This is a genomic window from Pseudomonas sp. SMN5 (genome assembly GCF_052041925.1).
Lineage (GTDB): Bacteria > Pseudomonadota > Gammaproteobacteria > Pseudomonadales > Pseudomonadaceae > Aquipseudomonas.
The window spans coordinates 152769-173602 of the sequence record NZ_JBKGGX010000007.1; the positions used below are offsets into that span (position 1 = coordinate 152769).

19 protein-coding genes are annotated in these 20834 nt (G+C 60.6%); 5 read left to right on the top strand and 14 right to left on the bottom strand.

Annotation, left to right across the window (positions count from 1 at the left end):
• Positions 1–16 precede the first annotated feature (16 nt).
• From ACLEJR_RS09480 to ACLEJR_RS09525, 10 genes are all read right to left on the bottom strand, one after another.
• Positions 17–1345, bottom strand: a complete 1329-nt coding sequence (locus tag ACLEJR_RS09480) for a sigma-54-dependent transcriptional regulator (protein ID WP_440813485.1) — start codon at positions 1343–1345, stop codon at positions 17–19.
• Positions 1342–3243, bottom strand: a complete 1902-nt coding sequence (locus ACLEJR_RS09485; RefSeq protein ID WP_440813486.1) for a sensor histidine kinase — start codon at positions 3241–3243, stop codon at positions 1342–1344. Before ACLEJR_RS09485 ends, ACLEJR_RS09480 begins: the two co-directional genes overlap by 4 nt.
• Before the next feature lie 214 nt (positions 3244–3457).
• A complete protein-coding gene (locus tag ACLEJR_RS09490; protein ID WP_024779491.1) occupies positions 3458–4192 on the bottom strand; it encodes an amino acid ABC transporter ATP-binding protein in 735 nt (244 codons plus the stop codon).
• Entirely contained in the window at positions 4189–4860 is a 672-nt protein-coding gene (locus tag ACLEJR_RS09495) for an amino acid ABC transporter permease (RefSeq protein WP_440795132.1), read from the bottom strand. The genes ACLEJR_RS09490 and ACLEJR_RS09495 overlap by 4 nt, the downstream gene beginning before the upstream one ends.
• Positions 4860–5606 (bottom strand): amino acid ABC transporter permease, encoded by a 747-nt coding sequence (locus ACLEJR_RS09500; RefSeq protein ID WP_440795130.1) that lies wholly within the window; start codon positions 5604–5606, stop codon positions 4860–4862. Before ACLEJR_RS09500 ends, ACLEJR_RS09495 begins: the two co-directional genes overlap by 1 nt.
• Positions 5607–5798: 192 nt before the next feature.
• Positions 5799–6713, bottom strand: coding sequence for a glutamate/aspartate ABC transporter substrate-binding protein (locus tag ACLEJR_RS09505; protein WP_440795128.1), 915 nt, complete (start codon positions 6711–6713; stop codon positions 5799–5801).
• Between the two features lie 441 nt (positions 6714–7154).
• Positions 7155–8693 (bottom strand): glycerol-3-phosphate dehydrogenase, encoded by a 1539-nt coding sequence (glpD, locus tag ACLEJR_RS09510; protein ID WP_440813488.1) that lies wholly within the window; start codon positions 8691–8693, stop codon positions 7155–7157.
• Between the two features lie 341 nt (positions 8694–9034).
• On the bottom strand, positions 9035–9790 hold the full coding sequence (locus tag ACLEJR_RS09515; RefSeq protein ID WP_440795124.1) for a DeoR/GlpR family transcriptional regulator: 756 nt from the start codon (positions 9788–9790) through the stop codon (positions 9035–9037).
• Positions 9791–9881: 91 nt separating this feature from the next.
• Positions 9882–11387 (bottom strand): glycerol kinase GlpK, encoded by a 1506-nt coding sequence (glpK, locus tag ACLEJR_RS09520; RefSeq protein WP_440795122.1) that lies wholly within the window; start codon positions 11385–11387, stop codon positions 9882–9884.
• A gap of 77 nt (positions 11388–11464) precedes the next feature.
• Positions 11465–12316, bottom strand: a complete 852-nt coding sequence (locus ACLEJR_RS09525; protein WP_440813490.1) for an MIP/aquaporin family protein — start codon at positions 12314–12316, stop codon at positions 11465–11467.
• Between the two features lie 300 nt (positions 12317–12616).
• Between ACLEJR_RS09525 and ybaK the strand changes: the two genes are divergently transcribed.
• Both ybaK and ACLEJR_RS09535 read left to right on the top strand, forming a co-directional pair.
• A complete protein-coding gene (gene ybaK, locus ACLEJR_RS09530) occupies positions 12617–13087 on the top strand; it encodes a Cys-tRNA(Pro) deacylase (RefSeq protein WP_440813493.1) in 471 nt (156 codons plus the stop codon).
• Between the two features lie 173 nt (positions 13088–13260).
• Positions 13261–14043 carry a PhzF family phenazine biosynthesis protein gene (locus ACLEJR_RS09535; RefSeq protein ID WP_440813496.1) on the top strand — a complete coding sequence of 261 codons (783 nt, stop codon included), beginning with the start codon at positions 13261–13263 and terminating at the stop codon, positions 14041–14043.
• Positions 14044–14175: 132 nt separating this feature from the next.
• Here ACLEJR_RS09535 and ACLEJR_RS09540 read toward each other — a convergent pair whose 3' ends face one another.
• Positions 14176–15285, bottom strand: coding sequence for an ABC transporter ATP-binding protein (locus ACLEJR_RS09540; protein ID WP_440813499.1), 1110 nt, complete (start codon positions 15283–15285; stop codon positions 14176–14178).
• Positions 15282–16202, bottom strand: a complete 921-nt coding sequence (argF, locus tag ACLEJR_RS09545) for an ornithine carbamoyltransferase (protein ID WP_440813502.1) — start codon at positions 16200–16202, stop codon at positions 15282–15284. The genes ACLEJR_RS09540 and argF overlap by 4 nt, the downstream gene beginning before the upstream one ends.
• A gap of 401 nt (positions 16203–16603) precedes the next feature.
• Between argF and ACLEJR_RS09550 the strand changes: the two genes are divergently transcribed.
• The 3 genes from ACLEJR_RS09550 to grxD all read left to right on the top strand — a co-directional run bounded on the left by ACLEJR_RS09550 (position 16604) and on the right by grxD (position 19566).
• Entirely contained in the window at positions 16604–16891 is a 288-nt protein-coding gene (locus tag ACLEJR_RS09550; protein ID WP_440813505.1) for a hypothetical protein, read from the top strand.
• Between the two features lie 131 nt (positions 16892–17022).
• Positions 17023–19131: a molybdopterin oxidoreductase family protein gene (locus ACLEJR_RS09555; RefSeq protein ID WP_440813507.1), complete on the top strand. Its 2109-nt coding sequence runs from the start codon at positions 17023–17025 to the stop codon at positions 19129–19131.
• 99 nt (positions 19132–19230) lie between these two features.
• Positions 19231–19566: a Grx4 family monothiol glutaredoxin gene (gene grxD / locus ACLEJR_RS09560; RefSeq protein ID WP_440813510.1), complete on the top strand. Its 336-nt coding sequence runs from the start codon at positions 19231–19233 to the stop codon at positions 19564–19566.
• Positions 19567–19759: 193 nt separating this feature from the next.
• On the opposite strand, the gene bfr is transcribed toward grxD, so the two are convergent.
• Both bfr and ACLEJR_RS09570 read right to left on the bottom strand, forming a co-directional pair.
• Entirely contained in the window at positions 19760–20233 is a 474-nt protein-coding gene (gene bfr, locus ACLEJR_RS09565) for a bacterioferritin (protein WP_003178701.1), read from the bottom strand.
• 198 nt (positions 20234–20431) lie between these two features.
• Positions 20432–20650: a bacterioferritin-associated ferredoxin gene (locus ACLEJR_RS09570; RefSeq protein ID WP_042729348.1), complete on the bottom strand. Its 219-nt coding sequence runs from the start codon at positions 20648–20650 to the stop codon at positions 20432–20434.
• Positions 20651–20834: the final 184 nt, after the last annotated feature.

A 20834-nucleotide genomic window follows, 5' to 3' on the forward strand; every position in this document is an offset into this window, starting at 1 on the left:
CAGGTTTGCGTCCCGGTCAGTGGCTCAGGCCATACTTTTTGACTTTGTCGAACAGCGTGGTCTTGGCCATGCCCAGTTCCTGGCTGGCCTGGGTCAGGTTGCCACCGCTGCGTTGCAGGGCATCCACCAGCAGATTGCGCTCGAAAGCTTCCACCGCCTCGGCAAAGCTCAGGGCCTGGCTGCCAGAACTGGCGCCGGATTTCTTGAAGGCCGGCAGGCCGAGGGCATAGCGTTCGGCGACGTTGCGCAGTTCGCGCACGTTGCCCGGCCAGTCATGGCTCATCAGGCTGGACAGCGTCTGGTTATCCAGCTCCGGCACCGTACGGTCGAAGCGCAAGGACGATTGCTGGAGGAAATGTTCGAACAGTTGCAGGATGTCTTCGCGTCGCTCGCGCAGGGGCGGTAGTTCCAGCGTCACCACGTTGAGGCGGTAATACAGGTCGCTGCGAAACTGCCCGGCGCGGCCCATCTCGTCCAGGTCGGATTTGGTCGCGGCAATCACTCGGCAATCCACGGCCACGCTCTGGTTCGAGCCCAGGCGTTCGAGGGTACGTTCCTGCAACACCCGCAGCAACTTGATCTGCAAGGGCAGGGGCATGCTTTCCACTTCGTCGAGAAACAGTGTGCCGCCATCGGCGTGCTCGATCTTGCCGATCCGGCGTTTACCGGCGCCGGTGAAGGCGTTGGCTTCGTGGCCGAAAATCTCGCTTTCGAACAGGTTCTCCGGCAGGCCGCCGCAGTTTAGGGCCACGAACTGTTTGTCGTGGCGCCGGCTGAAGTCATGCAGGCAGCGGGCGACCAGTTCCTTGCCGGTGCCGGTTTCACCTTCGATCAGCACGTTGGCCGAGGTGTCGGCGACATTGGCGATCAGGGCTCGCAGGTGCTGCATCGCGGGTGAGCGACCTATGATCCGGCCTTCCAGGGAATCGCGTTCGGCCAGTTGCCGACGCAAGGAGAAAACCTCACGGGCCAGGCTGCGCTGCTCCAAGGCACGGCGGGCGACGTCCACCAGGCGTTCAGGGGAGAAGGGTTTCTCCATGAAGTCGTAGGCGCCTTTCTGCATGGCGCCGACGGCCATGGAAATGTCGCCGTGGCCGGTGATCAGCACCACTGGCAGGCTGCGATCACGGGCCTTGAGGCGGGTCAGCAGCTCCAGGCCGTCGATGCCCGGCAGGCGGATGTCGCTGATGACAATGCCGGCAAAATCATCGCCGACCCGCTCCAAGGCTTCTTCGGCGCTGCTCACGCCAATGCATGGGATGTCCTCCAGACTCAGAGCCTGCTCACAGCCCAGCAGGACATGGGGGTCGTCTTCGACGATCAGTACGCTCAGGTCGTTGTTCATGGCTGCTCGGCAGGTAAAAGGCTTACCAACGGTAAACTCAGGACGAAGGTGGTGCCAGGCTCCACCGGGAACTCGACGCCCAGATGACCGCCGGCCGCCGCCGCGAGGCTCGCCGAAAGCGTCAGGCCCAGGCCCAGCCCTTGTTCGCCGGGTTTGGTGGTGAAGAACGGTTCGAACAAATGTTTGCGTGCTTGCGGATCGATGCCGTGACCATTGTCCCGCACCCGCAGGCGATATTTGCCATCGGCGACCTGGCCTTCGAGCCACAGCCGCGGCTCGGGTTGGGTCTGCATGGCGTCCAGGGCGTTGCCGATCAGGTTCACCAGGATCTGCTCCAGGCGCGTCTGGTCGATTTGCACTTGTACGTCGTCGAAACCGTTGTGGATCTGGATGTCGAGCTTTTCAAGACGCTCGCCGAGCAATTGCAGGGCCGCTTCGACGGCCTTGCCCAGGCTGGCCCGGCCCTGGTCGTCCCCGCGCCTGGCAAAGGCGCGCAGACTGGCGGTGATGCGGCCCATGCGGTCGACCAGTTCGTTGATAGTCCTGAGATTGGTACTGGCGATGTCCAGCTGGCCGCGCTCCAGGAAGCGCACGGTGTTGCCGGACAAGGTTCGCAGCGCCGCCAGCGGCTGGTTGAGTTCGTGTGCGATGCTGGTGGACATCTGACCGATGGCCGCCAGTTTGCCGGCCTGGACCAACTCGTCCTGGGCTCGGCGCAGGGTTTCCTCGGCCTGGCGTCGTTCGCGAATCTGACTCTTGAGCCGTTCGTTGCTGGCCCGCAGGTCGGTGGTGCGTTCGGTAATCCGACGCTCGAGCTGATTGTTGGCTTCCTGCAACGCTTCGCGGGCGGCGAGGCGGGTGGCGATGACCTTGCGCCGTTCGTTCCAGGCAATCAGCAGGAACGCCACCAGGGCGAAAGCCACGGCCACCAGGATGCCTTGGTTGATTGCCTGGCGGCGCAGGTCTTCAAGGGGCGTGAGCAGGGTAAAGTTCCACGGCGTATCGCTCAGGGGCCGGGTCTGCGACAGATAGCTGATGGCGCGCTCATCGGACACCAGCTCGGCGTTGGCTGGGAAGGTCAGCTTTTCCATGCCCTCGGCCAGCCGCTCCCGGGCCAGCGGCACCAGCTCATTCAGGGGGAACCAGTAATACTGCAGGCTGCGGGCCAGGCGTTCCTTGGTGTCGTCGCTCAGCGGGCGGACTGACTTGAGCCGTCGCGCCGGATCGCTGGAAAGAATGATGATGCCGTTCTCATCGCTGACGAACGCCTCCAGGCGCGCCCGCTGCCAGCGCTCTTCCATGGCTTCGAGGCGGACCTTGACCACGGCGACGCCGATGATTTTTCCCTGTTGTTCCAGGCCATGGGCCAGGTAATAGCCGGGCTCGCCGTTGGTACTGCCGATGCCATAGAAGCGCCCCGGTTCGCCGCGCACGGCGTTCTGGAAATAGGCACGGAAGGACAAGTCTTCGCCCAGGTAACTGTCGACGTCGCGCCAGTTGCTGGTGGCCATGACCCGGCCGGTGGTGTCCATCACATAGATGGCCCGGCTGCGGCTGCGCCGGTTCAGGCCTTCGAGGTATTCATTGACCGCCTTGCGATGCTCGGGCGTCGGGTCGTCGAGCAGGGCCGAGACGCCGGACTCCAGCTCCAGCAGGCTGGGCAGGTAGGTGTACTTGCTGATCTCGCTCTCGACCGCCCGGGCATGCAGCTCCAGCTGGCGCTCGCCGTTCTCGGCCAGGCCACGCACGCCGTAGTGCTCGCTGATCCAGAAGCCGAGATAACCCAGGCCGATCGTCAAGGCGATGATCAGCGGCGGCAGGAACAGATGACGGATCAGGCGGGGTTTCACGGCGAGTGATGGCGGCGCGGCGCGATAGAGGGTGGGGTCGCATTTCATCACAGAAGCCTTGGGTCAACCAGTATGCTGCGGTCGTCCTTCGAACGCGGCTCTGTGGCGAGGGAGCTTGCTCCCGCTCGGCTGCGAAGCAGTCGCAAAACGGTTCGTGCGGTGTGCCAGATGCAATGCATTTACCGGTTTGGGGTCGCTGCGCGACCCAGCGGGAGCAAGCTCCCTCGCCACAAGAGCAAGTGCGTCTAAAAGAAGGCGACGCTTAGTGCTGCAGGATTTTCTCAAGGAAATGCTGCGCACGTTCGGAGCGGGCGCTGATGTCGCCGAAGAACTCCTCTTTCGGGCAGTCTTCGATGATCTGGCCCTGGTCCATGAAGATCACCCGGTTCGCCACTTTACGGGCGAAGCCCATTTCGTGGGTCACGCACATCATGGTCATGCCTTCATGGGCCAGTTGCACCATCACATCGAGCACTTCGTTGACCATTTCCGGGTCAAGGGCCGAGGTCGGTTCGTCGAACAGCATCACCACCGGGTCCATCGCGAGGGCACGGGCAATCGCCACGCGTTGCTGCTGGCCGCCGGAGAGCTGGCCGGGGTGCTTGTGGGCGTGGGCGGATAGGCCGACCCGGTCCAGCAGTTGCAGGCCCTTTTTGGTGGCCTCTTCCTTGCTCCGGCCCAGCACCTTGATTTGCGCGATGGTCAGGTTCTCGGTGATGGTCAGGTGCGGGAACAGCTCGAAATGCTGGAACACCATGCCCACCCGCGAACGCAGTTTCGGCAGGTTGGTCTTCGGGTCGGCGATGGACGTGCCGTCGACCACGATGTCGCCTTTCTGGAACGGCTCCAGGGCGTTCACGCATTTGATCAGCGTGGACTTGCCCGAACCCGACGGCCCGCAGACCACCACCACCTCACCCTTGCTGACCTCGGTGCTGCAATTGGTCAGTACCTGGAAGTCCCCATACCACTTGTTGATGTTCTTGATAGAGATCATACGGCGAACCTTTTTTGCAGACGCTTGACCAGCAGCGAGGCGGCAAAGCTGATTGTGAAGTACACGAGACCTGCGACGATCAGGAACTCATTGGAGCGGCCGATGATGTCGCCATTGGCCCGCGAAGCATTGAGGAAGTCCACCAGGCCGACGGTGTAGACCAGCGAGGTGTCCTGGAACAGGATGATGCTTTGCTGCAGCAACAGCGGGGTCATCTTGCGGAACGCCTGGGGCAGGATGATCAGGCGCATGGTCTGGCCATAATTCATGCCCAGTGCCTGGGCGGCGCCCATCTGGCCCTTGGGGATCGACTGCACGCCGGCCCGGACGATTTCGCAGAAGTACGCGGCCTCGAACATCATGAACGCCACGACGCACGAACCGAATGCTCCGATTGGCGTGTCCTCGCCGGTGATCCAGCGCAGCACGAACGGCACCGCCAGGTAGAACCAGGTGATCACCAGCAGCAGCGGGATCGAACGGAAGTAGTTGACGTAGGCGCCGGCGATATTGGAGATCAGTTTGTTATGGGACAGGCGCATCAGCGCCAGGAGGGTGCCCAGGATGATCCCGCCGACGACGCCCAGGGCCATCAGCTTGAGGGTCATCACCATGCCGTTCCACAGACCGGGAATGGCGGGGACGACGCCACTGAAATCGAATTCCATTATTTACCCCCCACGGAAATCAGGCCGGGCACCGCGACTTTCTTCTCGACCATGCGCATGAGCAACATCAGGCTCATGTTCAGGGTGAAGTAGATCAGCGTCGCCAGGGTGAAGGCTTCGAACAGGTTGGCGGAGAACTCGGCGGTCTGCTTGGTCTGCGCGAGCAATTCCATCAGGCCGATCAGCGAGGCCACGGAAGAGTTCTTGAAGACGTTGAGAAATTCCGAGGTGAGCGGCGGAATGATGATGCGGTAGGCTTGAGGCAGCAGCACGTTCCAGTAGATCTGCGGCAGCTTGAAGCCCATGGCCCGGGCGGCGGATTCCTGGCCGCGTGGCAGCGCCTGGATACCGGTGCGCACCTGTTCGCAAACCCGTGCGGCGGTGAACAGGCCCAGGCACACCACGACGCTCAGGTAAGCCGAGGTGGTCGGGTTCAGGTCTTGCTTGTACCACTCCTGCAGGTTTTCCGGCAGCAGGTCGGGCACCAGGAAGTACCAGATGAACAGCTGGACCAGCAGCGGTACGTTACGAAACAGTTCCACGTAGCAGGTGGCGATACCCGACACCAGTCGGTTCGGCACAGTGCGCATCACACCCAGGATCGAGCCCAGTATCAGGGCGATGATCCAGGCGACGACGGCGATGGCGATGGTCCAGCCCAGGCCGGCGATGTACCAGTCGAGATAGGTCTCGCTGCCAACGCCGGTGGACTTGAAGAACACGCCCCAGTCCCAGTTGTAATTCATTAGGGTCTCCCCTCAGATCGTTCGATGTACAAGTGCCCGCCTGGGGAAGCTCCGTTCCCGCCCGACCTTGAGGGTCAGGCACACCCGTCCGGCTCGACAGCCACCGGTTCGAGTGTTTCCTTATTGTCAGCTGGGAGTGACCATCCCCTGAAAGGGCCGCGCCCCTTCAGGAGATAAGGTTAGTCAGAAAAATCAGGACTTCTTGTCGTCAGCCGCTTTATCGGTCGGATTGGCGATCAGGGCCTTGAGCTCGTCGCTCATCGGGAAGTTCAGGTTCAGGTTTTTCGGTGGGATCGGCTGGGTGAACCATTTGTCGTAGATCTTGTTGATCTCGCCCGACGCGTAGGTGGCCTTGATGGCGTCATCCACGGCCTTTTTGAACGGCTCGTCGCCTTTGCGCATCATGCAGCCGTAGATTTCGTAGGACTGTGGGGTACCGGTAACAGCCCAGTCATCGGCTTTCTTGGCCTTGGCTGCTTCACCGGCCAGCAAGGCGTCGTCCATCATGAACGCGACGGCCCGACCCGACTCCAGCATCTGGAACGATTCGCCATGGTCCTTGGCGGAGATGACGTTCATGCCCATCTGCTTGTCGGCGTTCATGGCCTTGAGCAGGCGCTCGGAAGTGGTGCCGGCGGTGGTCACGACGTTCTTGCCTTTCAGGTCGTCGAAATCCTTGTACTTGGAATCTTTCTTGGACAGCAGACGGGTGCCGATCTCGAAGATACCCACGGAGAAGTCGACTTGCTGCTGGCGCTCGACGTTGTTGGTGGTGGAGCCGCATTCCAGGTCCACGGTGCCGTTCTGCACCAGTGGAATACGAGTCTGCGAAGTGACCAGGTTGTATTTGACCTGCAGATTAGGCAGGTCCAGGTCCTTTTTCAGCGCTTCGACGACTTTCAGCTGAATGTCGTGGGAATAGCCGACCGGTTTACCGGAAGCGTCCGCGATGTAGGAAAACGGAATGGAAGCGTCACGATGGCCGAGCGTGATGACGCCGGACTCTTTGATCTTTTTCAGCGTGCCGGTCAGTTCGGCTGCGAAAACCGGGGTGCTGATCAGAGCGGCAGCAATGGCTGCGCCCAGGATATGGGGAACGATACGCATCGATGTTTCCTCGACATTGTTTTTTTTATTCCGGCCGGTTCTTCGGCCCTGAGTACTTCGAAGTGCCTGTCGGCTCCTGTTGTGTCGGCTACAGGCATTCGTCTCGAGGAGTGTAGAGCATGACTCGTGCCAGGCCAGTCATGACTAGTTAACTATCTGTTTTTAAAGGTAATTAATCTTTTGTTTCAGGTTTGTTTGCCGGTTGTGTATCCGGTTGTCCGAACTGACTGTCGGGTCGTGTTCGGAAAACCGAATATCTGAGGTGGTTAGGAACCTGTGGGAGCGAGCCTGCTCGCGATCGCGGTCTGTCAGTCAACATCAGTGTGGCTGACCCGACGTCATCGCGAGCAGGCTCGCTCCCACCGGGAGGCGGTGTGATTTCAGAGAGTAAAAAGCCCCTGAATCGGGGGATCCAGGGGCTTTGGTATGGCAGGCTATCTATCAGGCTGCTTCAATCTTGCGCCGGTTATGCTCGACCTTATCCAGATACTGCTGCAGTTTTTCCTGCTCAGCCGCCGTGGTGAACAACCCCAGCTTACTGCGGCGCCACAGGATGTCCTGGGCATTGATCGCCCATTCGTCACTGCACAGGTAGTCGACTTCCCGCGTGTAGAGGCCCCCGCCGATGTGCTCGCCCAGGTCGCCGAGGTTGTGCACGCCTTCGAGCATGCGCCAGGTGCGGCTGCCGTAGGTGGTCGCCCAGCGGCGGGCGATGTCGGTCGGCAGCCAGTCGAACTTGTCGCGGATCGCCGAGCACAAGGCTTGCGGGGTGGTCATGTTCTCGCCGCCAGGGAGTGTGGCGACCGCTGTCCAGCTCGGGCGCATCTGGGTGAAATACGGCGCCAATTGCGCCATGGCCGATTCGGCCAGCTTGCGATAGGTGGTCAGCTTGCCGCCGAACACCGAGAGCAGCGGGGCTTCCTTGTCACTGCCAGACAGCGCCAAGGTGTAGTCACGAGTGACGGCCGACGGGTTGTCGGATTCGTCGTTGCACAGCGGCCGCACGCCGGAATAGCTGTGCAGGATGTCTTCGCGGCTGATCTGCTTCTTGAAGTGGGCGTTGACTACTTTCAACAGATAGTCTGTCTCGCCTTCGGTAATTGCGACTTTGGCCGGGTCGCCAGTGTATTCGCGGTCGGTCGTGCCGATCAGGGTGAACTGGTTCAGGTACGGAATGGTGAACACGATGCGCTGGTCTTCGTTCTGAAGAATGTGTGCATGCTCGCCTTCGTAGAGTTTGGGCACGATGACGTGGCTGCCCTGGATCAGGCGGATGCCGTAGGGCGACTCCATCTTCAGGTCGTCACGAATGAACTTGGCGACCCATGGGCCGGCCGCGTTCACCAGCGCCTTGGCACGGATCGAAAACAGGCTGCCGTCGGCACGCTCCAGGTGCAAGTGCCAGAGGCCGTTGCTGCGGCGGGCGTTCACGCAGCGGGTGCGGGTGTGAATATGGGCGCCCTGTTCCCGGGCGGCCATGGCGTTGAGCACCACCAGCCGGGCATCGTCGACCCAGCAATCGGAATATTCGAACCCCTTGGTGATCTCGTTCTTCAATGGACTGCCGGCATCGAACTTAAGGCTCTTGGAGCCCGCGAGCTGTTCGCGCTTGCCCAGGTGATCGTAGAGGAACAGGCCGGCACGGATCATCCAGGCCGGACGCAGATGCGGGCGGTGGGGCAGCACGAAACGCATTTGCTTGACGATGTGGGGAGCCTTGGTCAGCAGTACCTCACGCTCGGCCAACGCTTCTCGCACCAGGCGGAATTCATAGTGTTCAAGGTAGCGCAGACCGCCGTGGATCAGCTTGCTGCTGGCCGAGGAGGTATGGCTGGCCAGGTCGTCCTTTTCACACAGGAACACCGAAAGACCGCGACCGGCAGCGTCCGCGGCGATCCCCACACCATTGATGCCACCGCCAATGACGGCGATGTCGTAGATCTCGGCGAGAGGGGGCGTAGGCAAGGTAGAAGTGGGCATCGGCTGGCCTCGGGCTCTTTTCGTCATATTTGAATTCGAACATTAATGTTCATTTGCGAAAATACTAGCCCATATGGATGGCAGCTGCCAGTCGCCTTTGATTGAAAATACTGATCAAAGGAAGCTGAAAGGAAAATTTCCGAACCTGAGGGGGCGAGGGGTGGGCGCGACTTGCTCTTGTGGCGAGGGAGCTTGTTCCCGTTCGGCGGCGCAGCCGTCGTAAATCGGTGAATACGATCTTTCCGGGTAACTACGCCAGCCGGTTTGGGGCGGCTTTGCCCGAGGCGTCGGACCGTCCCGGCAGGAGCAAGCTCCCTCGCCACGGTGTTAAAGGAGGAAGGTCAGACCACTTCCAACCGAATCTTGTGCTGGCTCAACAACTGCGCCAGGGCTGGCACCGGTTGCTGATCGGTCACCAGGCAGTCGATCAGGCTGATGGGGCCGAGGCGGACCATCGCGTTGCGCCCGAACTTGCTCGAGTCCGCCGCCAGCAGCACTTGTCGGGCGTTGGCGATGATCGCCTGGGAGACGCGTACTTCCTGGTAGTCGAAATCCAGCAGGCTACCGTCCTCATCGATACCGCTGATGCCCACCAAGGCGAAGTCGACCTTGAACTGGTTGATGAAGTCGACGCTGGCCTGGCCGACCACACCACCGTCACGCCGTACGTTGCCGCCGGCGATCAGGACTTCGAAGTCGTCCTTGGCGCTCAGGATCGAGGCCACGTGCAGGTTGTTGGTGATGATCTTGAGGTGGTTGTGATTGAGCAGCGCCCGGGCAATGGATTCGGTGGTGGTGCCGATGTTGATGAACAGCGAGGCGTGGTCGGGGATCTGGGCGGCGATGGCTTCGGCGATGCGTTGCTTTTCGTCGCGCATCTGGTCGGCACGCATGGCGTAGGCGGTGTTTTCGACGCTCGAATCATAGGCAGCGCCGCCATGGTAGCGGCGCAACAGGTTCACTTCCGCCAATTGATTGATGTCACGGCGGATGGTTTGCGGGGTTACAACGAATAATTGCGCCATTTCCTCGATGCTGACATAGCCGCGCTCGCGGACCAGTTCGAGGATTTGCTGCTGACGGGGAGGCAGATTCATGGGCGTCCTTCGGGCTGCCGAAATATGCCCATGATGCCGCAGGAATCGACTCCCGGCCAGTTACAGAACCTTTAACGTACCCGGCTTTGGCTTATTCAGCGTCTTCATGCGGCTCCCAGTCGCGGGTGCGGCTCACTGCTTTCTGCCAGCCCGCGTAAAGTTTTTCCTTCGCCGGCTCGTCCAGTTGAGGTTCGAATTCGCGCTCGATCACCGCTTTGCCGCGCAGTTCTTCCAGGCTGCCCCAGAAACCGCACGCCAGGCCAGCCAGATAGGCCGCGCCTAGGGCTGTGGTCTCGCGCATTTTCGGGCGTTCGACCTGGGTGCCGAGAATGTCGGCCTGGAACTGCATCAGGAAATTGTTCGCAACCGCACCGCCGTCGACGCGCAGGGCCTTGAGGCGTTCGCCCGAATCCTGCTGCATGGCATCGAGCACATCGCGGGTCTGGTAGGCAATCGACTCCAGTGCCGCGCGAATGATGTGATCGACCCGTACGCCGCGGGTCAGGCCGAACAATGCGCCGCGGGCATAGGGGTCCCAGTACGGCGCGCCCAGGCCGGTGAAGGCCGGCACCAGGTACACGCCGTTGGTGTCCTTGACCTTGTTGGCGAAGTATTCGGTATCGAAAGCGTCATTGATGATTTTCAGCTCATCGCGCAGCCATTGCACCGTGGAACCGCCGTTGAATACCGCGCCTTCCAGGGCGTAGGCCACTTCGCCGCGAGGACCGCAGGCGATGGTGGTGAGCATGCCGTGATTGGACTTGACGGCCTTGGTACCGGTGTTCATCAGCAGGAAGCAGCCGGTGCCATAGGTGTTCTTTGCCTGGCCCGGTTCTACACACATCTGGCCGAAGAGGGCGGCCTGCTGGTCTCCGGCGATACCGCCGATGGCAATGCCGCTCTTGGTGCGGCCATAAATTTCCGAGGATGCCTTCACTTCCGGCAGCATTTCCCGGGGGACGTCGAGAATGTCCAGCATCTTCGCGTCCCATTCCAGCGAGTGGATGTTGAACAGCATGGTGCGTGAGGCGTTGGTGTAGTCGGTGACATGGACCTTGCCGCCGGTAAATTTCCAGATCAGCCAGCTGTCGACGGTGCCGAACAGCAGCTCGCCGTTGCGCGCCCGTTCGCGGCTGCCTTCGACGTTATCCAGGATCCATTTGAGTTTGGTCCCGGAAAAATACGGGTCGGTTACCAGGCCAGTGGTTTCGCTGATGTACGGTTCGTGCCCATCGCGCTTGAGCTGCTGGCAGATTTCGGTGCTGCGCCGACATTGCCAGACGATGGCGTTGTAGATCGGCCGGCCGGTAGTCTTGTCCCAGACCACGGTGGTTTCACGCTGGTTGGTAATGCCGATGGCAGCGACCTGGTCATGGTGCAGGCCAGCTTGGGCCAGGGCTTCGACCATGACCGCGCTCTGGGTGGCAAAGATTTCCATCGGGTCATGCTCGACCCAGCCGGCCTGAGGGTAATGCTGGGCGAATTCGCGCTGGGCGGTGCAGACCACGTTCGCATCACGATCGAAAATGATCGCCCGGGAGCTGGTCGTACCCTGGTCGAGGGCAATGATGTAGTTCTTGTTCTGAATGTCGGTCATGTCGATTGCCTTGGGACGTAAATAAGGGAGGAAGCCGTAGCGCATGCTCGAACGGCAGGAGCTTGCGCCGATCTGTTTCAGGACATTCCGGGCTTGCCGTCAATGGCTCGTTCTGCATCCTTTGTAGCCGCTGTGGCGCCAGGCAAATGGCGGGCAATCAACCCACGATAGGCGGCAGCACCGAGGCAAGCACCTATGATCGGTGCGAAAATCGGAACCAGGAAATACGGGATATCGCGTCCACCGGTGAGGGAAATTTCACCCCAGCCAGCGAAGAAAGTCATCAGTTTTGGTCCGAAGTCCCGCGCCGGGTTCATCGCGAAGCCGGTGAGCGGGCCCATGGAACTGCCGATCACCGCAATCAGCAAGCCGATCAGCAGCGGTGCCAGCGGGCCGCGGGGCAGGCCATTGTTATCATCGGTCAGCGACATGATCACCCCCATCAGGATCGCGGTAATGATGGCTTCCACCATGAAAGCTTGTCCGGTGGACAACGCCGCGTGCGGGTAGGTCGAGAAGACCGAGGCGAGTTCGAGGCTGGCTTCAGTGCCACGAATCATCTGACGGGACTGTTCGAAATCGAAGAATAGGTTGCTGTACAACGTATAGACCAGGAACGCGCCGCAGAAAGCACCGGCGACCTGGCACAGGATGTAGAAGGGCAGTTTGCGTGTTTCGAAGTCGGTGAACAGGCACAGGGCGATGCTGACGGCAGGGTTCAGGTGCGCGCCGGAGACGCCAGCGCTGAGGTAGATCGCCATGCTGACACCGATGCCCCAGATGATGCTGATTTCCCACAAGCCGAAACTCGCACCCGCCACCTTGAGCGCCGCGACGCAGCCGGTGCCGAAGAAAATCAGCAGGGCAGTCCCCAGGAATTCGGCCAGGCATTGGCTGGACAGGGGCGGCTGTTGTGAAGCAATAGTCATTCATACCTCGGTTTTTGTTTTTTTGCGGCGCACTCGTTAGCGCGATTTCCACCGGCGTTGCAGTTCCCATCCTGCGCTCGGGTTGTTGCTGAGACCTGTGTTTTTGCTTTCAGTTTCGAAAAAATATAGACAAGAAACGCTGAAGTCAAAGGTCGAAAGTGAACCGTCGGTCACATTTCAATTATTCGTCGCGTGAATGGCTTTTTCTGAAGGCAGGTCGGCGGGTGCGTTCCAGAGCCTTTTGGGGGCTGATGGCTTAGAATCCGGCCACTCTTTTCGGATTTCCTGCCAGGAGCGGTCATGACACCCGCATTGGATTTGCTTAAAAAAGTGCGCGCCGAACATCGCATTCACAGTTATGAACACGACCCTAAAGCCGCGTCCTATGGGCTGGAGGCGGCGGAAAAGCTTGGATTGGAACCGGCCCGGGTATTCAAGACCCTGCTGGCAGCCAGCGAGAAAGGCGAGCTTTTGGTGGCGGTCGTGCCCGTAGCCGGAAGCCTGGATCTCAAAGGCCTGGCCCACGCTGCCGGGGTGAAGAAAGTCGAAATGGCCGACCCGGCCGCTGCGCAGCGCTCCACCGGATATCTGCTGGGCGGCATCAGCCCGTTGGGGCAGAAAAAGCGCCTGCGCACTTTTGTCGACAGCTCGGCACAGCTTCTCCCGACTATCTTTGTCAGTGCCGGTCGGCGTGGGCTGGAGGTGGAGCTGGCGCCGTCGGTGCTGGCGGAGCACACCGGGGCGAAATTCGCCGATATCGGGCGGGTCTGATTCATTGGGGCTGCTGCGCCCGAAGCGTCAGACTGTCCCAGCGGCAGCAAGCTCCCTCGCCGCAAGGGTGTCGAGCTCATCCAGCGCTGTCGGGTGAAAATTCTATGGATCTGTCACTGGATAACCCGCCCCCTGCGCCTCATGCTGGCCCGCTAATGACAAGGAGAAGTGCCATGCAGCTTGCGTTTCATCAGGTCGATGCGTTCAGTGACCGGCCGTTCGGCGGTAATCCCGCGATGGTCTATAGGCTCGATGCCTGGTTGGCCGATGATTTGATGCAGAAAATTGCCGCTGAACACAATCTGGCTGAAACCGCGTTCGTAGTACGCGAAGGCCAGTATTGGCATATTCGTTGGTTCACGCCCACCACGGAAGTGCCGTTGTGCGGGCATGCCACGTTGGCCAGCGCTTATGTGCTGTTCAAGGTCTACCACGAAACGGCTGAGCGACTGGACTTCATCTGCAAATCCGGGCCGTTGAGCGTGACTCGTGAGGGCGAGCGACTGTGGCTGGATTTCCCGGCCATTACCCCGGTCGAGTTAGGGGCATCCCTGGCGGTCCAGAGTGCCCTTGGGGTGGATGTGGTGGATGTGCTGAGTTCCAACGAGCTGTTCGTGGTGCTGGAGTCGGAGCAAGCGGTGCTCGATTGCAAACCGGACATGGCGGCGTTGGCGAAGCTGCCTTGGCCGGGCGCAATCGTCACGGCACCGGGAAGCCGGCATGATTTCGTCTCGCGCTATTTCGCCCCGGCGATTGGTATCAATGAAGATCCGGTGACCGGTTCGACTCATTGCAGCCTGATCCCATACTGGTCCAGGCGCTTGGGCAAGCTGGGGCTGACCGCTTACCAATGCTCGACCCGGGGCGGGGCGTTGTTCTGTCGGCTGGAAGGGGAGCGGGTGAAGATAGGCGGAGATGCGAGGTTGGTGGCCAGTGGAACCCTTTCACTGGGCTGATCATTGGGACGGAGTCTGTGGCGAGGGAGCTTGCTCCCGCTGGGGCGCGTAGCGGCCCCAAAAACATGCGAGCGCTGCGCACTCGAGCGGGAGCAAGCTCCCTCGCCACAAAATCATCCGAGAATCGACGAATCAATAGGCAGTGCTGTGCCGCCGCACGCCGTTCTCTACCACCGGCAGATGCGCCGCCGTGCTACCCGATGCCTGGAACAGCACCAGATGCTCAGCCGCCACACGAATGCCGACACTGGCACCGACCTGATGATCGGCGTGGCTCGGGAAAATCGATTCCAGTTGTGCGCCGGTCGGCAATTGCAGGCGATACAAGGTCGAAGCGCCCAGGAAAGTCTTGCCGACTATTTGCGCTTGGAGCGGGCAGTCCGGGGCATAGACGATGTCGTCCGGTCGCAGCAATACATCCACCGCACAGCCGACAGGCCAGGTATAGGCTCGATTGCCGCGCAGGACGCCGAGTTCGGTCTGTACCGATTCAGGACTGTCGAGGCGACCGCGAATGAAGTAGCCCTGGCCGATGAAACTGGCGACAAAAGGTGTCAGCGGTTCGTGATACAGGTTGTAGGGCGTATCCCACTGCTCCAGGCGGCCTTCCTTGAATACCCCGACGTGATCACTCACCGCGAAGGCTTCCTCCTGGTCGTGGGTGACCAGGATCGCGCTGGTGCCGCGAGCCTTGAGGATATCGCGCACCTCATGGCTGAGCTTGCGTCGCAGCTCGCCGTCAAGGTTGGAGAACGGCTCGTCGAGCAGCAGCAGTTGCGGTTCGGGTGCCAGCGCGCGGGCCAGTGCCACGCGTTGTTGCTGGCCGCCGGACAGCTCTTGGGGAAAGCGCTTGCCCAGGTTCTTGAGGTTGACCAATTCCAGCAGTTCTTCGACAACGCGAGCCTGGTCCGGGTGCTTGCGGATGCCAAAGGCAATGTTCTCGGCCACGCTCAGGTGGGGGAACAGCGCGTAGTCCTGGAACACCATTCCGATGCGGCGCTTTTCCGGAGCGAGGGTGAAGCCGGCGCGGGAAATGGTTTCCCCGGCCAGTTGGATTTCCCCCTCATGGACCGGCTCGAAGCCGGCAATGGCGCGCAGCGTCGTGGTCTTGCCACAGCCGGAGGAACCGAGCAGGCAACCGATATCACCGGCATTGAGGTGCAGGTTGAGGTTCTGGACGACCCGTTGGTCCTGGTAACCGCAGGCCAGGTTATGCAGATCCAGCAGCAGGGAATGGCTCATGCGTGGTGGTACGCCGGTTCGACCAGAAACTCCAGCAGGGCCTTCTGGGCATGGAGACGATTCTCTGCTTGCGCCCAAGCGACCGAGCGAGGGTCGTCCAGCAGGTCGACACTGATTTCCTCGCCACGGTGGGCCGGCAGGCAGTGCATGAACAACACGTCGGCGTCCGCCAGATCGAGCAGGGCCCGGTTGACCTGCAGGGGCGCGAACAGCTCGAGGCGCTTGGCGGTTTCTTCTTCCTGACCCATGGAGGTCCAGACGTCAGTGCTCACCAGGTGTGCACCGGCCACGGCCAGTTTCGGGTCGCGAACGATGCTCACCCGATCTCCAGCCTTGGCGAGCAGCTCGGCGTTGGGGTCATAACCTTCCGGGCAGGCGATGCGCAGCTGGAAGTCGAACTGGATCGCCGCTTCTATATAGCTGTTGCACATGTTGTTGCCGTCGCCGATCCAGGCCACGGTCTTGCCCTGGATCGAGCCACGGTGTTCGAGGTAGGTCTGCATGTCGGCGAGCAACTGACAGGGGTGCAGGTCATCGGACAGGCCGTTGATCACTGGCACGCGGGAGTGGGCAGCGAATTCGGTCAGGGTGCTGTGGGCAAAGGTACGGATCATCACGGCATCGAGCATGCTCGACATGACGATCGCGCAGTCGCTGACCGGTTCGCCGCGGCCCAGCTGGGTGTCACGCGGTGACAGGAAGATCGCCTGGCCGCCCAGCTGGATCATCCCGGCTTCGAAAGAGATGCGAGTGCGGGTCGATGACTTCTCGAAGATCATCCCCAGCACGCGGTTTTTCAAGGGCTCGAACAGTACGCCGCGGTTACGCAGGTCTTTGAGCTCCACGCCTCGACGGATCACGGCGAGCAACTCATCGGGCGTGAAATCCATCAGGGAGAGAAAGTGCCTTGCGCTCATGATTGACTACCTTTTTGTAACGGACCGCAGATGCTCAAAGCCTTGTTCAAGGAAAAAACGGGCGAGACCTGCGGCAAAAGCCGCACGGGGCGACGAAAATAGGGGAAGGCGCGATATTGACATTAAATGTCGCGTCTTACCAATAGGGCTACGGTTTTTGGGGATTGCAGCGGGGCCATTCCCGGGCTGGGACGACGTTTGGGGCCGGTTTCCGGACAGCAGCGACTCATTTGTACACTGGCGCCGCGCCGCTTGGCAATCAAGCAGGGCCGATGCGCGAGGCGTCGGCGAGCGGTTGATGACCTGTGATCGGTGGCAGCACTTAGTGCTGTCGACCGCGAAACATTTCCTAATGCAAAGGCCTGAGTTATAAATGAACCCCGAGACGCAGGAGCGCCGAAATGGATTCGAAAGAGCAACAATTGATGGAACTGCTGGGGCTGACGACACGCTCCCTGACGCACCTCACTGCGTCGGTGACGTCCTTGTCGTTCGAACTGCTGCGCAGCGAGGACGAGGTCATCAAGGCCGCCGGTCGCCGGATGATCGACCGCATGGCAACCATCAGTGGCGGGCTCGACGAGCATTGGCGCCTGATTGGTGAGCTGACAGGCGAACCCATCGGCCAGGAGCAGGTGGAGACCGTAGAGGAAATCCAGCTACTGGCGCCGCCTCCCGACCAACCGTGAGACCATCTCATCGGTGGGCCTGATGCCCGGCAATTCACAGGACGAACGTCGCTGGCGCAGCCGGGAATCACCCGCCATAGTTTTGTTCCCGCGGCCGAAAGCGCCCGCCAAGAACAAAACAGAGACTGGCCATGACCAAGACTCTTCATCACCGTGCGTGCCATCTGTGTGAAGCCATCTGTGGCTTGACCCTCGAAACCACCGAAACCGAAGACCAGGGCCTGACGATCACCTCGATCAAGGGCGATGCGCTGGACAGCTTCAGTCGCGGCCACATCTGCCCCAAAGCGGTAGCGCTGCAAGATATTCAGAACGATCCGGATCGACTGCGCCAACCCATGCAGCGCGTCGGTGACGAGTGGCAGCCCATCGCCTGGGACGATGCCTTTGCCCTGGTCGCCGAACGGCTGGCGGACATCCAGGCCCGTCACGGCCAGAACGCGGTGGGGGTCTACCAGGGCAACCCCAGTGTTCACAATTATGGGTTGATGACCCACAGCAATTATTTCCTCGGCCTGTTGAAAACCCGGAGCCGCTTCTCGGCGACCTCGGTGGACCAACTGCCCCATCACCTGACCAGTCACCTGATGTACGGCCACGGCCTGCTGTTGCCGATCCCGGACATCGACCATACCGACTTCATGCTGATCCTGGGCGGCAATCCGCTGGCCTCCAACGGCAGCATCATGACCGTGCCGGATGTGGAGAAACGCCTCAAGGCGATCCAGTCCCGTGGCGGCAAAGTGGTGGTGGTCGATCCCCGCCGCAGCGAAACGGCGGCCATCGCTGATCAACACGTATTCGTACGCCCGGGGGGCGATGCCGCACTGCTGTTTGGCTTGCTCAACACGCTGTTCGACGAAGGGCTGGTGCGTGACAGTCACCTGCCGGTGGATGGCCTGGAGGATGTGCGCGAGGCCGTCGCCACATTCACGGCTGAAGCGATGGGCCCGCTCTGCGCGGTGCCTGCCGCGCAGATCCGGCAATTGGCGCGGGACTTCGCCGCTGCGCCGTCAGCGGTCTGCTACGGACGAATGGGCGTTTCGACCCAGGCATTCGGCACGCTATGCCACTGGCTGATCCAGCTGATCAACCTGGTCACCGGTAATCTCGACCGGGTCGGCGGTGCGTTGTGCACCGAACCGGCGGTGGACCTGGTGGCGACGACTTCCGGCGGCCATTTCAACCGTTGGCAGAGCCGCGTCTCCGGGCGTGCGGAGTATGCCGGTGAGTTGCCGGTATCGGCCCTGGCCGAGGAAATGCTGACCGAAGGCGAAGGGCAGATTCGGGCGCTGGTCACCGTCGCTGGCAACCCGGTGTTGTCCACCCCCAACGGGCGGCAACTGGAGCAGGCGCTGGATGGCCTGGAGTTCATGGTCAGCGTCGATCTGTATATCAACGAAACCACGCGCTACGCCGACCTGATCCTGCCGTCCACCTCGGCGCTGGAAAACGACCATTACGACACCACGTTCAACCTGTTTGCGGTGCGCAACGTGACCCGCTTCAACCGGGCGATCCTGCCCAAGCCCGAGGGGGCCTTGCACGACTGGGAAATCTTCGTCGGCCTGGCCAAGGCCTTCGCCGCCAGAACCGGCAAGGAACTCAAGCCGACCCTGCCGCCGGCGCAGATGATCGATCTGGGCCTGCGCTATGGGGCGTATGGCGATGCTTCACCACACAAGTTGTCCCTGGCAACCCTGTTCGACCATCCACATGGCATCGATCTTGGCCCCCTCAAGCCCAACCTGGCGGCGCGTCTGAGAACCGAGAACCAACGGATACAGGCCGCGCCGGCGGTCATACTCGCCGACATTGCTCGCTTTGCCGCGTTGCAGGCACCGCAACCGGATGAGTTGCTGATGATTGGGCGACGCCACGTGCGCAGCAACAACTCCTGGATGCATAACTTCCATCGGCTGGTCAAAGGCAAGCCTCGTCATCAACTGCTGATGCACCCGGATGACCTCGCCACTCGGGGGCTCGTCGACGGGCAGCGGGTAAAGGTCAGTTCGCGAGTGGGCGTCATCGAAGTCGAAGTGCAAGGCAGCCTGGACATGATGAAAGGCGTGGTCAGCCTGCCACACGGTTGGGGCCACGCCCGGCCGGGCGTGCAGATGACCATCGCCCGTGGGCAGCCGGGCTCCAGCGCTAATGACTTGACCGATGACTGCCAGCTCGATGAGCTGTCCGGCAACGCGGCACTCAACGGTGTGCCGGTAAAGGTGGCGGCTGCGTGAATTTGTCCCTGGAGGAGACCGAGCAGGGCGCTCGGCTTTCCGTTACAATGCGCCACCGTGTCGACGATTTGAGTCGCGAAGTTTAAGCCGAGGTGCTCCGTGGATATCATCGAAACCATTAAAGACCAGATTGCCAACAACACTGTCCTGCTCTACATGAAAGGCTCGCCGAATGCGCCACAGTGCGGTTTCTCGGCCAAGGCTGCCCAGGCGGTGATGGCGTGTGGTGAGAAGTTTGCCTACGTGGACATCCTGCAGAACCCGGAAATCCGCGCCAACCTGCCTAAGTACGCCAACTGGCCAACCTTCCCGCAATTGTGGGTAGCGGGTGAGCTGGTCGGTGGTAGCGACATCATGACCGAGATGGCAGCTGACGGTTCGCTGCAAACCACGATCAAGGAAGCTGTGGCCAAAGCGGCCAAGACCGAGGCCTGATCAACCACGGACAATTGTGGGAGCGAGCCTGCTCGCGATAGCGGTGTATCAGTCATCATTGCATTGACTGACGCTCCGCTATCGCGAGCAGGCTCGCTCCCACAGTGGGTTTCACTGTCCTTGAAATCCAGTCATAAAAAGCCCCGCCTTTCATTAAGAGGGCGGGGCTTTTTATTGACTGGTGCGCGGAAAGTTATTCTTCGCCCATCTGCGATTGCAGGTAGTTCTCAAGACCCACTTTGTCGATCAGGCCCAGTTGGGTTTCCAGCCAGTCGATGTGTTCTTCCTCGGACTCGAGAATATCTTCCAGCAGTTCGCGGCTACCAAAGTCGCCAACGCTTTCGCAATGGGCGATGGCGGCTTTCAGGTCGGCGTGGCCGGTGCGTTCGATACGCAGGTCGCACTCGAGCATTTCCCGGGTATGTTCGCCGATGTGCAGCTTGCCCAGGTCCTGGACGTTCGGCAGGCCTTCGAGAAACAGGATGCGCTTGATCAGCTTATCCGCGTGCTTCATCTCGTCGATGGATTCGTGGTACTCGTGCTTGCCCAGCTTGTTCAGGCCCCAATCCTCGTACATGCGCGCATGCAGGAAGTATTGATTGATCGCGACCAGCTCATTGGCAAGGATCTTGTTGAGATGCTGGATGACTGTAATGTCGCCTTTCATGATGAGGCCTGCCCTGTAATAGCTGTGTATGGGGCAGAGTTTGAGCTGCGTATTTCCGAGTGTCAAACCTAAGTTATTGAATAATAAATGAAAATTAATCGGAATAAGAATGTTTGTGTTCCGCGTCTTGCTGCTAACTATTTGATTTGCGGGCATAAAAAAACCGGACATTGAGTCCGGTTCCTTGAAAAGCTGTTTTTACGCGGCGGTAAATTCCACTGGGTAGGGGATCGCTGCCTGTGCCGTCTGTACCTTGGCGAGGGTTTCGCGAACCACTTCCTTGGCCAGGCACGCGCATTTGCCGCATTGGCTGGCTACGCCGGTGGCCTGGCGGACTTCGCGGTAGCTGCAGCAACCTTCATAGATCGCTTCGCGGATCTGTCCGTCGGTAACGCCAGTGCAGAGGCAAACATACATAAGTGAGAACCGTCGCTGGTTGTGGCTCAAGTGAGACGGATCTTAATGTTAACGAGAATGATTGTCAAAGTGGTTTCCGCGAGGCTTGGGCTAGAGCCGCGCCGGCCTGACGAACGGTTTTTGCTGGCACTCTGGCGATTTTTCGATAATGCCCAAAAACCGTTGAGGACACCCCAAATGCGCG

What these genes read in the sequence shown, in the direction of transcription:
- ACLEJR_RS09480 (WP_440813485.1), bottom strand. Translation starts at nt 1,345, where the DNA reads ATGAACAACGACCTGAGCGTACTGATCGTCGAAGACGACCCCCATGTC.
- ACLEJR_RS09485 (WP_440813486.1), bottom strand. Translation starts at nt 3,243, where the DNA reads ATGAAATGCGACCCCACCCTCTATCGCGCCGCGCCGCCATCACTCGCC.
- ACLEJR_RS09490 (WP_024779491.1), bottom strand. Translation starts at nt 4,192, where the DNA reads ATGATCTCTATCAAGAACATCAACAAGTGGTATGGGGACTTCCAGGTA.
- ACLEJR_RS09495 (WP_440795132.1), bottom strand. Translation starts at nt 4,860, where the DNA reads ATGGAATTCGATTTCAGTGGCGTCGTCCCCGCCATTCCCGGTCTGTGG.
- ACLEJR_RS09500 (WP_440795130.1), bottom strand. Translation starts at nt 5,606, where the DNA reads ATGAATTACAACTGGGACTGGGGCGTGTTCTTCAAGTCCACCGGCGTT.
- ACLEJR_RS09505 (WP_440795128.1), bottom strand. Translation starts at nt 6,713, where the DNA reads ATGCGTATCGTTCCCCATATCCTGGGCGCAGCCATTGCTGCCGCTCTG.
- glpD (WP_440813488.1), bottom strand. Translation starts at nt 8,693, where the DNA reads ATGCCCACTTCTACCTTGCCTACGCCCCCTCTCGCCGAGATCTACGAC.
- ACLEJR_RS09515 (WP_440795124.1), bottom strand. Translation starts at nt 9,790, where the DNA reads ATGAATCTGCCTCCCCGTCAGCAGCAAATCCTCGAACTGGTCCGCGAG.
- glpK (WP_440795122.1), bottom strand. Translation starts at nt 11,387, where the DNA reads ATGACCGACATTCAGAACAAGAACTACATCATTGCCCTCGACCAGGGT.
- ACLEJR_RS09525 (WP_440813490.1), bottom strand. Translation starts at nt 12,316, where the DNA reads ATGACTATTGCTTCACAACAGCCGCCCCTGTCCAGCCAATGCCTGGCC.
- ybaK (WP_440813493.1), top strand. Translation starts at nt 12,617, where the DNA reads ATGACACCCGCATTGGATTTGCTTAAAAAAGTGCGCGCCGAACATCGC.
- ACLEJR_RS09535 (WP_440813496.1), top strand. Translation starts at nt 13,261, where the DNA reads ATGCAGCTTGCGTTTCATCAGGTCGATGCGTTCAGTGACCGGCCGTTC.
- ACLEJR_RS09540 (WP_440813499.1), bottom strand. Translation starts at nt 15,285, where the DNA reads ATGAGCCATTCCCTGCTGCTGGATCTGCATAACCTGGCCTGCGGTTAC.
- argF (WP_440813502.1), bottom strand. Translation starts at nt 16,202, where the DNA reads ATGAGCGCAAGGCACTTTCTCTCCCTGATGGATTTCACGCCCGATGAG.
- ACLEJR_RS09550 (WP_440813505.1), top strand. Translation starts at nt 16,604, where the DNA reads ATGGATTCGAAAGAGCAACAATTGATGGAACTGCTGGGGCTGACGACA.
- ACLEJR_RS09555 (WP_440813507.1), top strand. Translation starts at nt 17,023, where the DNA reads ATGACCAAGACTCTTCATCACCGTGCGTGCCATCTGTGTGAAGCCATC.
- bfr (WP_003178701.1), bottom strand. Translation starts at nt 20,233, where the DNA reads ATGAAAGGCGACATTACAGTCATCCAGCATCTCAACAAGATCCTTGCC.
- ACLEJR_RS09570 (WP_042729348.1), bottom strand. Translation starts at nt 20,650, where the DNA reads ATGTATGTTTGCCTCTGCACTGGCGTTACCGACGGACAGATCCGCGAA.